Source organism: Pseudoduganella sp. RAF53_2 (genome assembly GCF_052113985.1).
GTDB lineage: Bacteria > Pseudomonadota > Gammaproteobacteria > Burkholderiales > Burkholderiaceae_D > Rugamonas.
The window spans coordinates 1-9,968 of the sequence record NZ_JBFRDW010000163.1 but is presented as its reverse complement, the minus strand read 5'-3'; the positions used below and the strand labels follow the sequence as shown (position 1 = coordinate 9,968).

8 protein-coding genes and 1 pseudogene are annotated in these 9,968 nt (G+C 60.5%); 7 read left to right on the top strand and 2 right to left on the bottom strand.

Going from position 1 to position 9,968, the window contains the following annotated elements; translation table 11 throughout:
- Both AB4Z11_RS11985 and AB4Z11_RS11980 read left to right on the top strand, forming a co-directional pair.
- A pseudogene (locus tag AB4Z11_RS11985) lies at nucleotides 1–423 on the top strand (hypothetical protein); the annotation flags it as partial.
- A gap of 109 nt (nucleotides 424–532) precedes the next feature.
- Entirely contained in the window at nucleotides 533–1,996 is a 1,464-nt protein-coding gene (locus AB4Z11_RS11980) for a sodium:solute symporter family protein (RefSeq protein WP_442025473.1), read from the top strand.
- Nucleotides 1,997–2,064: 68 nt separating this feature from the next.
- Here the strand turns inward: AB4Z11_RS11980 and hemB are convergent, their stop codons facing one another.
- Together hemB and yihA are read right to left on the bottom strand one after the other, a co-directional pair.
- Nucleotides 2,065–3,069, bottom strand: coding sequence for a porphobilinogen synthase (gene hemB, locus AB4Z11_RS11975; RefSeq protein WP_442025472.1), 1,005 nt, complete (start codon nucleotides 3,067–3,069; stop codon nucleotides 2,065–2,067).
- A 3-nt stretch (nucleotides 3,070–3,072) separates the two neighbouring features.
- Entirely contained in the window at nucleotides 3,073–3,771 is a 699-nt protein-coding gene (gene yihA / locus AB4Z11_RS11970) for a ribosome biogenesis GTP-binding protein YihA/YsxC (protein ID WP_442025474.1), read from the bottom strand.
- A gap of 160 nt (nucleotides 3,772–3,931) precedes the next feature.
- Here yihA and AB4Z11_RS11965 point away from each other — a divergent pair, with 160 nt between their 5' ends.
- The 5 genes from AB4Z11_RS11965 (at nucleotide 3,932) to AB4Z11_RS11945 (ending at nucleotide 9,674) form a co-directional block, all read left to right on the top strand.
- The gene (locus AB4Z11_RS11965; protein ID WP_442025471.1) at nucleotides 3,932–4,597 is read left to right on the top strand and encodes a c-type cytochrome; all 666 of its coding nucleotides are present in this window, start codon (nucleotides 3,932–3,934) and stop codon (nucleotides 4,595–4,597) included.
- Nucleotides 4,598–4,698: 101 nt separating this feature from the next.
- Nucleotides 4,699–6,783, top strand: coding sequence for a cytochrome c biogenesis protein ResB (locus tag AB4Z11_RS11960; protein WP_442025470.1), 2,085 nt, complete (start codon nucleotides 4,699–4,701; stop codon nucleotides 6,781–6,783).
- A gap of 27 nt (nucleotides 6,784–6,810) precedes the next feature.
- Entirely contained in the window at nucleotides 6,811–7,962 is a 1,152-nt protein-coding gene (gene ccsB, locus AB4Z11_RS11955; RefSeq protein WP_442025469.1) for a c-type cytochrome biogenesis protein CcsB, read from the top strand.
- 90 nt (nucleotides 7,963–8,052) lie between these two features.
- Nucleotides 8,053–9,021, top strand: a complete 969-nt coding sequence (msrP, locus tag AB4Z11_RS11950; RefSeq protein ID WP_442025468.1) for a protein-methionine-sulfoxide reductase catalytic subunit MsrP — start codon at nucleotides 8,053–8,055, stop codon at nucleotides 9,019–9,021.
- Nucleotides 9,021–9,674, top strand: a complete 654-nt coding sequence (locus tag AB4Z11_RS11945) for a sulfite oxidase heme-binding subunit YedZ (RefSeq protein WP_442025467.1) — start codon at nucleotides 9,021–9,023, stop codon at nucleotides 9,672–9,674. Before msrP ends, AB4Z11_RS11945 begins: the two co-directional genes overlap by 1 nt.
- Nucleotides 9,675–9,968: the final 294 nt, after the last annotated feature.

Genomic DNA, 9,968 nt, shown 5'->3' with positions numbered 1-9,968 from the left:
CAGCCGACCCAGCCTTCCGCCGCAGAAAGCGAAGCCCAGGCCGCGCTGAACCGCGCCCGCGCCAACATCATGGGCGCCCAGGGCCGTAACGCGAACGGTGAGCGCAACGATACCGGCGGTATCTTCCAGGTCACCGACAAGACCTTCAACAGCGCCGAAATCAAGTTCCGTGGTTTCAGCTCCAACTTCAAGCGCAACTGGTCGCAGCAAGTGCATGTGGACCAGGGCGGGGAGAAGGATATTGAAACGGCAATCGTGAAGAAAATGATCGAGATGATCCGCAAGGAAAAGCCAGGCGACTTCGTCTGGGAATCGCACCGCCTTGGCCGAAATGTGCCAATGAGTGCGCGCAAGGAAGACGAGCCGGAGCTGCAGGCTTTCCTGCTGCAGGAGTTCTTCCCGGGCTACGGCAAGCTGCGCTAAAAAAGTGTTGTCACTGCGACCTTTTTCTTGCATCTGACGTAGTTCCAGCACAGTTCTGCCGCTATAATCGCCCAAAATTTTTGCACACTGGCTGGAGCACTTAACTGAGATGAACGTCACGCTGATTTCTTTTGTCGTACTGTATTTGCTGGGTACGCTTGCCCTGGGCGTGTGGGCAGGAACGCGGATCAAGAACACCACCGACTTCGCCGTGGCCGGCCGCAGCCTGCCGCTGATCATGGTCGTGACCACCACCTTCGCCACCTGGTTTGGCGCGGAAACCGTGATGGGCATTCCCGCCAAATTCGTGCAGGGCGGGCTGAACGCGCTGATCGAAGACCCGTTTGGCGCCGGCACCTGCCTGATCCTGGTCGGCATGTTCTTCGCGGCCCGCCTGTACAAGCTGAACCTGCTGACCATCGGCGACTTTTACCGCCAGCGTTTCGGCAAGGGCATCGAAGTGTTCTGCTCGGTGGCCATCATTATTTCCTACCTTGGCTGGGTGGCGGCGCAGATCACCGCGCTGGGCCTGGTGTTCTCGGTACTGACCAATGGCGCCATGTCCGAAACCGCGGGCATGATCGTGGGCACGCTGGCCGTGCTGATCTACGTGGTGGTGGGCGGCTTCCTGGCGGTGGCATGGACCGACTTCATCCAGATGATCGTGCTGGTGCTGGGCCTGTCCGTGATTGCTTTCTTCTCGGCTGACCTGGCCGGCGGCACCGGCAAGGTGCTGACCATGGCGACCGACAGCCATCTGTGGAATTTCCTGCCGCCGGCAACCTTTACCGACATCGCCATGTTTGTCGGCGCCGGCGTGACCATGATGCTGGGTTCCATTCCGCAGCAGGACGTGTTCCAGCGCGTGATGTCCGCCAAGAACGCGCCGACTGCGCGCACCGGCGCGATGATCGGCGGCGCTTCCTATATCGTGTTTGCCTTTGTGCCGATGTTCATCGTGGCCTGTGCCGTGATCGTGATGGGCGACCACGCGATGGAGCTGGCGAAGAACGATTACCAGCGCCTGCTGCCGACCTTCGTGCTGACCCGCATGCCGCTGATCATGCAGATCCTGTTCTTTGGCGCGCTGCTGTCTGCGATCAAGTCGACTTCGTCGGCGACGCTGCTGGCGCCTTCCACCAGCTTTGTTGAGAACATCCTGAAGAACCTGCGGCCGGGCATGGGCGACCGCCAGCAACTGCTGGCCATGCGGACCACCATCGTGATCTTTGCCGCGCTGGTGCTGGCTTACGCGGTGGCGATGAAGGGCACGTCGATTTACGATCTGGTGTCCAGCGCGTACCAGGTGACGCTGGTGGGCGCCTTTGTGCCGCTGGTGATGGGGCTGTACTGGAAGCGTTCGACCACGCAGGGGGCCATTTTCTCGCTGGGTGCGGGGATTGCGACCTGGATTATTTTTTTCCCGCAGCTGTCGGATCTGGGTACGCACTTCCCGGGCCAGCTGGCTGGTTTGCTGGCAGCCTTTGCGGGCATGATCGGCGGTTCGCTGATGCCGCAGATTCTGCGCAACCGGCAGGATGCGAAGCACGTGGTCAAAGGCCTCAGCGCATAAAAAAAACGCCGCGAAATTCGCGGCGTTTTTTTTTCGTAGGGCGGATCATCGATCCGCCGTGCATGCGCTCAGGCCGTTGCCTTGAGCTTGCGCGCGATATCCAGCGCAAAGTAAGTCAGCACACCATCCGCGCCGGCGCGCTTGAAAGCCAGCATCGACTCCATCATCACCTTGTCGTGATCCAGCCAGCCGTTGAGCGCGGCGGCTTTCAGCATCGCGTATTCGCCGGACACCTGGTAAGCGAAGGTCGGCACCTTGAACTCATCCTTTACCCGGCGCACGATATCCAGGTACGGCATACCGGGCTTGACCATCACCATATCCGCACCCTCAGCGATATCCAGCGCCACTTCGCGCAGCGCTTCGTTGCTGTTGGCCGGGTCCATCTGGTAAGTCATCTTGTCGGCCTTGCCCAGCGTGCCTGCCGAGCCCACCGCGTCGCGGAAGGGGCCGTAGAAGGCGGAGGCGTACTTGGCCGAGTAAGCCATGATGCGGGTGTGGATCAGGTTCTTCTCTTCCAGCGCCGCGCGGATATAGCCGATGCGGCCATCCATCATGTCGGACGGCGCCACCATGTCCACGCCGGCTTCCGCCTGGGTCAATGCCTGGCGCACCAGCAGCTCGGTGGTTTCGGTGTTCAGCACATAGCCGTTGTCGTCGATCGGACCATCCTGGCCGTGGCTGGTGTACGGGTCCAGCGCCACGTCGGTCATGATGCCCAGCTGAGGGAAATGCTTCTTCAGTTCGCGCACGGCGCGCGGCACCAGGCCTTCCGGATTGGCGGCTTCGATGCCATCCGGCGTTTTCAGCGACGCGTCGATATTCGGGAACAGGGCCAGCACGGGAATGCCCAGCGCCACGCACTCTTCCGCCACCTTCATCAGCAGGTCGACCGACACCCGCTCCACGCCCGGCATGGAGGCCACCGGCTCGCGGCGGTTGGCGCCGTCGAGAATGAACACCGGGTAGATCAGGTCGGAAGCGGTCACCATGTTCTCGCGCATCAGGGCGCGGGAGAAGGGATCGCGGCGCATGCGGCGCATGCGGATTGCTGGGAAGTCAGGCGTAATCATTCGTCATTCCGTTTCAGTTGGGGTGGATGCGTCCGGCGCGTCATTGAGGCCGGCCAGCTCTTCAATCTTGGCCGTCGCTTCCTCGATGCCGATGCGCTTAAGCGCGGAAAACAATTGCACGGTGAAGGGGAAACCTTCGCCGTCTTCATCCACGTAGCTATCCAGCTTGGCTTTCGCCTGGCGCAGCACGTTGATGGATTCGTTACGGTTCAGCTTGTCCGCCTTGGTCAGGATGCAGTGGATCGGCTTGCCGGTCGGGGCAAACCATTCGATCATTTGCTGGTCCAGTTCGGTGAACGGGCGGCGTGCGTCCATCATCAACACAAGCGCCGCCAGCTGATCGCGCTGCTGCACATAATCGCCGAGAAGACGCTGCCAGTGGAATTTCGCGTCGCCAGAAACTTCGGCGTAGCCATAACCCGGCAAGTCGGCAATCAGGCATTGGATTTCATCGACTTTAACGGGATCATGGCGATGCATTGCCACATGGGCGCCGCCAACGGAAAAGAAATTAATATGCTGGGTGCGGCCGGGCGTTTTGGACGCAAATGCCAGCCCTTTTTGATTGCACAGAATATTAATTGCGGTGGATTTGCCGGCATTTGAGCGGCCGGCAAAAGCAATTTCAGGCACGGAAGTGCGTGGCAGGTCGCGCAAATGGTTTACGGTCGTGAAAAAGCGGGCTTGCCAGAGTTTGGACATGGGATGGGACAGAAATTGCAACAAAGGAAGGAAAAACGCTAGAAAGCTATTGTACAATAAGGGGTTACGAATTGTTGTCATGCCCCTTCTGCCTAATTTACGGGCACTGGTGGCAGCGAATCCTTTACCACTAATTTATTACTAGTCTCAGGGTGTCTTAATGAATCGTGCGTTTTCACCGTTTGTAAAATCCTTGTTCGTTGCACTGCTGGCTGTTTCTGGTATCGCATCCGCTGCTGAAGCGCATGCACCTGCCGCTCCAAAGGCTGATGCGGCCAAGGGCGCCACCCTGTTTGGCGACGGTGATGCAGCGCGCGGGCTGCCGGCTTGCGTGTCCTGCCACGGCGCCGCTGGTAACTCGACCATTTCGGCCAACCCGAAGCTGGCTGGCCAGGCTGAAGCCTACATCTACAAGCAGCTGGTGGACTTCACCGAGCCAAACCGCAACCAGCCGGTGATGACCACCTACGCCAAGATGCTGACGGAAGAGGAAAAGCACAATATCGCTGCCTACCTGTCCAACCAGACCCAGAAGCCGGGCGCTGCCAAGAACAAAGACACCATCGAACTGGGCAAGAAGATCTACCGCGGTGGTATCGCTGAAAAGAACGTGCCTGCCTGCGCATCCTGCCACGGCGCTTCCGGCGGCGGCATGCSAGCCCGCTATCCACGCATCGGCGGCCAGCACCAGGACTACACCATCGCTCAGCTGAGCGGTTTCAAGTCCGGCGCCCGCAAGAACAGCGCTGAGATGGCAACCATCTCCAAGCGCCTGTCCGACGACGAGATGAAAGCCGTCGCCGACTACGTGGCCGGCTTGAAGTAATCGCTATCTGCCGCAGTACGAAGCGGCTTAAGACATGAAAAGGGCGGCCCGCGCAAGCAGGCAGCCCTTTTTTGCGTTAATCTCCTGATTTTTTCCTGCACATGAGCAACATCACCAGCACATCCGGTATCCAGCTGCGCAATAGCCGCGGCCCCATGGCGGAAGTCGTCGAGCTGCTGTCCTCGATGCGCTTTGCCATCGCCTTGCTCGCCATGATCGCGATTGCCTCGGTCATCGGCACCATCATGCAGCAGGGCAAACCGGCAGCCGACTATATCAACCAGTTCGGACCGTTCTGGTCCGAGGTGTATGGCAAGCTGGGGCTGTACGCCATCTATTCGTCCTGGTGGTTCCTGACGATCATGGGTGTGCTGGTGGTTTCGACCACGCTGTGCATCGTCCACAATACGCCCAAGATGCTGAAGGACATGCGCAGCTGGCGCGAGAAGGTGCGCGAAGCTTCGCTCAACAACTTCCACCACAAGAACCAGTGGCAGTCGCCGCTGGCGCGCCAGGCACTGGCTGCGCAAACTGCCGAGCGCCTGAAACACGCGGGCTATGCGGCCAAGATCGTCGACAAGGACGGCGCCACGCTGGTCACCGCCAAGCGCGGTGCCGGCAATAAATTCGGCTACATTTTTGCGCACAGTGCCATCGTCATTATCTGTATCGGCGGCATGCTCGATTCCGATGTGCCGATCCGCTTCCAGCAATGGCTGTTCGATAAAAGCGCCTTTGCCGGCAATGGCCTGATCAGCGAGATCCCGGCCAAGCATCGCCTGGGCGTACACAACCCGACCTACCGCGGCAATATCTCGCTGCCGGAAGGCCAGGCCGGCAATACTGCGATCCTGCCGCGTCCCGATGGCGTGCTGCTGCAGGATCTGCCGTTCTCCATCCAGCTGAAGAAGTTCGACATCGATTTCTACAGCACCGGCATGCCCAAGCTGTTCGCCAGCGATGTGGTGGTGCGCGATAACGAGACGGGTGAAACCAAGGCCGCCACCATCGAGGTGAACAAGCCCTTGATCTACAAAGGCGTTGCCATCTACCAGTCCAGTTTTGAAGACGGCGGCTCCAAGCTGAAGCTGAGCGGTTTCCCGATGAAGGGCGACAAGGCCGACAAGTTCGAGATCGCGGGCGAAGTGGGAGGCGCCAGCAAGCTGAATGACGATTACACCGTGGAGTGGTCGGACTTCCGTCCCTTCAACGTGGAGAACACAGGCTCGCAGGATGCGCGTGCGGTCACCAAAGGCGAAAACCTGAGCGAATCCTTCGCGCACAGCCTGGACAAACAACTCGGCTCCGCGGCCAAGAACGCTAATAACAAGAACCTGAAGAACGTCGGCCCGAGCGTGCAATACCGTCTGCGCGACAAGACCGGCCAGGCGCGCGAATACCAGAACTATATGCAGCCGGTGACCCTGGACGGCGACGAGATCTTCCTGTCCGGCGTGCGCACCAATCCGGGCGACCAGTTCAGCTACCTGCGTATTCCGGCCGACGACGAGCACACCGTCAAGGAGTGGATGCGCCTGCGCGCCGCCGTGCAGGACCCAGCCCTGCGCGCCAAAGCCGCGGAGCGCTATTCCCGCCGCGCCATGCCGGATGCGAACGAGGCCATGCGCGCCCAGCTGCAGGCATCGGCGCAGAAAGGTCTGGAGATCTTCGCCGGCGACGACAAGGGCTCCGGCTTCGTCGCCATCAGCCGCTTCCTGGAAAAAGTGCCGCAAGCCGAGCAAACCAAGGCCGCTGACATCTTCCTGAAAATTTTGAACGGCACCATGTGGGAACTGTGGCAGACCATGCGCGAGCAGGCCGGCCAGCAAGGCCCCACGCCGGACGAGAAGCACGCACGCTTCCTGCAGCTGGCCACCAATGCTTTGTCGGACAGCTTCTTCTACGGCGCGCCGGTCTATCTGCAGCTGGATGATTACACCCAGATCAAGGCGTCCGTGTTCCAGGTGACGCGCTCGCCGGGCAAGACGGTGGTCTACCTCGGCTGCGTGCTGCTGGTGCTGGGCGTGTTCTCCATGTTCTACATCCGCGAGCGCCGCGTGTGGGTATGGGTGAAAGATGCCGGGGAGGGCGCGCAAGCCCTGATGGCCATGAGCACTCAGCGCAGGACCATGGACTTTGAAAGAGAGTTTAAGGAATTAAAGGAAAAGCTGCCGCAATCGGCGTAAGCTAGTGCCAGTTTTCGGAGAGATACGATGGAAATCACGCAAAACCAAACTTACACGCAGGCGCCCGGCTACTTCAAGCGTCTGGGCGCACTGGACTGGCTGTTCGCCCTGGCCCTGCTGGCGGGCGCGCTGTATGCGCTGAACCGCTTCGGCGCCTTTATGGATTATTACGAGAAGAGCATCCTGGTGGCAGCCGTGCCGACCTTTGCGGCGCTGGGCTGGCACTGGAAGCCGGTGCGCTGGCTGATGCCGCTGGCCTTCCTGCTGGCTTATTTCGGCGTCCACTTCTACGACGGCCAGCTGGCCAATGCGGAATCGCGCTTCTTCCTGAAGTACATGCTGTCCAGCCAGTCCGCGATCCTGTGGATGAGCACCATGTTCTTCCTGTCCACGCTGTTCTACATCGGCGGCCTGGTACTGCGCTCGCCGTTTGGTGGTTCGGTCGGCTCCAAGCTGTGCTGGGCCGCAGTGGTGCTGGGCCTGACCGGCATGCTGGTGCGCTGGTACGAATCCTACCTGATCGGCACGGACGTGGGCCATATCCCGATTTCGAACCTGTATGAAGTGTTCATCCTGTTCTCGCTGATCACTGCCCTGTTCTACCTCTACTACGAACAGCATTACCAGACCCGCCAGCTGGGTCCCTTCGTGCTGCTGGTGATCTCGGCGGCAATTGGCTTCCTGCTGTGGTACACGGTGGCGCGCGGCGCGGCCGACATCCAGCCGCTGGTGCCGGCGCTGCAAAGCTGGTGGATGAAGATTCACGTGCCGGCCAACTTCATCGGCTATGGCACCTTTGCGCTGGCGGCCATGGTGGCGTCGGCCTATCTGCTGAAGTCCCACGGCTACCTGGCGGACCGCCTGCCGTCGCTGGAACTGCTGGACGACGTGATGTACAAGGCCATCTCGGTCGGTTTTGCCTTCTTTACAATTGCCACCATTCTGGGCGCGCTGTGGGCGGCTGAGGCCTGGGGCGGCTACTGGTCCTGGGACCCCAAAGAAACCTGGGCGCTGATCGTCTGGCTGAACTACGCGGCCTGGCTGCATATGCGCCTGATGTCCGGCCTGCGCGGCCGTGCGGCGGCGTGGTGGGCGCTGGTGGGCCTGGTGGTGACGACCTTTGCTTTCCTGGGCGTCAACATGTTCTTGTCAGGTTTGCACTCCTACGGCAAATTGTAATCACAACGTAATTATGTGAATTCCGGATTGGTGTAAGGTTTGAAGTGTCTGGACGACCAAGTCCTAACCGAACACTTATCCGGAGTTGACATGCTGATCAAACGTAGCCCCAACGGCATCGACCTGCCGTTTTCCTCCGAAATCACGCCGCGCGAGATTTTTGAGTCGCGCCGTAGCTTCATCAAACAGCTGGCTGTCGGCTCCATTGCCGGTGCTGGCCTGCTGGACTCGGCCTTCGCACAGGGCGGCGGCAACGCCAAGCTGGCCGCCAAGCTGAATCCCGCCTGGTCGGCCATGGAAAAGCAGACCGCGTACAAGGATGCGACCAGCTACAACAACTTCTACGAGTTCGGTACCGATAAGAGCGACCCGGCGCACTATGCCGGCACGCTGCGCCCACGGCCATGGACCGTGTCCATCGAAGGCGAAGTGAAGAAGCCATTCACGCTGGATCTCGATAGCCTGCTTAAACTGGCGCCGCTGGAAGAGCGCGTGTACCGCCTGCGCTGCGTGGAGGGCTGGTCGATGGTGATTCCATGGATCGGCTACTCGCTTTCCGAAATCATCAAGAAGGCCGAACCGACCGGCAATGCGAAGTTCGTTGAATTCGTTTCGCTGGCCGACAAGAAGCAGATGCCAGGCGTCGGCAGCCGCGTGCTGGACTGGCCGTATGTGGAAGGTCTGCGCATGGACGAAGCCAATCACCCGCTGGCCCTGCTCACGCTGGGCATGTACGGCGAAGTGCTGCCGAACCAGAACGGCGCGCCGGTACGCATCATCGTCCCGTGGAAGTATGGCTTCAAATCAGCCAAGTCGATTGTGAAGATCCGCTTCGTGAAGGACATGCCGCGTACTGCCTGGAACCTGGCGGCGCCGAATGAATACGGCTTCTATTCGAATGTGAATCCGGACGTGGATCACCCGCGCTGGTCGCAGGCTTCCGAGCGCCGCATCGGCGAGGATGGTTTCTTCAACCGCAAGCGCAAGACGCTGATGTTCAACGGCTATTCCGACGTGGCCTCGCTCTACACGGGCATGGATTTGAGGAAGAACTTCTGATGATCGCCAATCCGACACCCCGGCAGCTCACAGTGCTGAAGACCATTGTCTTCGCACTGTCGCTGCTGCCGTTCTTCAAACTGGTCTGGCTGGTCGCCAACGACCAGCTGGTGGAGCCGCTGCAATACATCACGCGCGCCACCGGCGACTGGACCTTGTACTTCCTGTGCATCACGCTGGGCGTGACGCCGCTGCGCCGTTTCTCGAAGTGGAACTGGGTCCTCAAGCTGCGCCGCATGCTTGGCCTGTATGCCTTTTTCTACGGCCTGCTGCACTTCATGACCTTCTTCTGGTTCGATCACTTCTTTGATCTGCAGGAGATGCTGAAGGATGTGGTCAAGCGTCCCTTTATCACGGTCGGCTTCATCGCCTTCGTGCTGCTGATTCCTCTCGCGGTGACCAGCACCAATGCCATGGTGCGCCGCCTGGGCGGCAAGCGCTGGCAGCTGCTGCATAAGCTGGTGTACGTGATCGCGCCGCTGGGCATCCTGCACTTCTGGTGGATGAAGGCCGGCAAGCACGACTTCGCGCAGCCTATCCTGTTCGGCTCCATCGTGTTCGTGCTGCTGGCGCTGCGTGTCTGGTGGGCGCGCGAGAAAGCCGCGGCGCTGGCGCAAGGCAGCGTGCGCGCTGCGCCCGCCGCGAGCCGATGAATTGCCAGTGAGGCTTAGGGCGGATCACCGGTCCGCCGTCTGCCTGCCCTGCCGCGGCGCTCCCGCAGGCAGGGGCGCCGATGTAAAATGCTGCAAAAACTACATCGGCGCTCTTCATGCAAAACCCTTCCCCTGACGGCTTCCGCCGCCGCCTCGCTGTTCTTGCTGTCATTGCCCTTGCCGGCATCGCCGTACTGGTCGCTCGCCTGGTCTGGCTGCAGGCGCTGAGCTGATGTGGCAGCGCGTTCGGCCCTGGCTGGCCGTTGATGCGCCGCTGGCGCTGTGCGTCACGCC

Excerpts from the sequence above, each read along its gene's own strand:
- AB4Z11_RS11980 (WP_442025473.1), top strand. The coding sequence starts at position 533 with ATGAACGTCACGCTGATTTCTTTTGTCGTACTGTATTTGCTGGGTACG.
- hemB (WP_442025472.1), bottom strand. The coding sequence starts at position 3,069 with ATGATTACGCCTGACTTCCCAGCAATCCGCATGCGCCGCATGCGCCGC.
- yihA (WP_442025474.1), bottom strand. The coding sequence starts at position 3,771 with ATGTCCAAACTCTGGCAAGCCCGCTTTTTCACGACCGTAAACCATTTG.
- AB4Z11_RS11960 (WP_442025470.1), top strand. The coding sequence starts at position 4,699 with ATGAGCAACATCACCAGCACATCCGGTATCCAGCTGCGCAATAGCCGC.
- ccsB (WP_442025469.1), top strand. The coding sequence starts at position 6,811 with ATGGAAATCACGCAAAACCAAACTTACACGCAGGCGCCCGGCTACTTC.
- msrP (WP_442025468.1), top strand. The coding sequence starts at position 8,053 with ATGCTGATCAAACGTAGCCCCAACGGCATCGACCTGCCGTTTTCCTCC.
- AB4Z11_RS11945 (WP_442025467.1), top strand. The coding sequence starts at position 9,021 with ATGATCGCCAATCCGACACCCCGGCAGCTCACAGTGCTGAAGACCATT.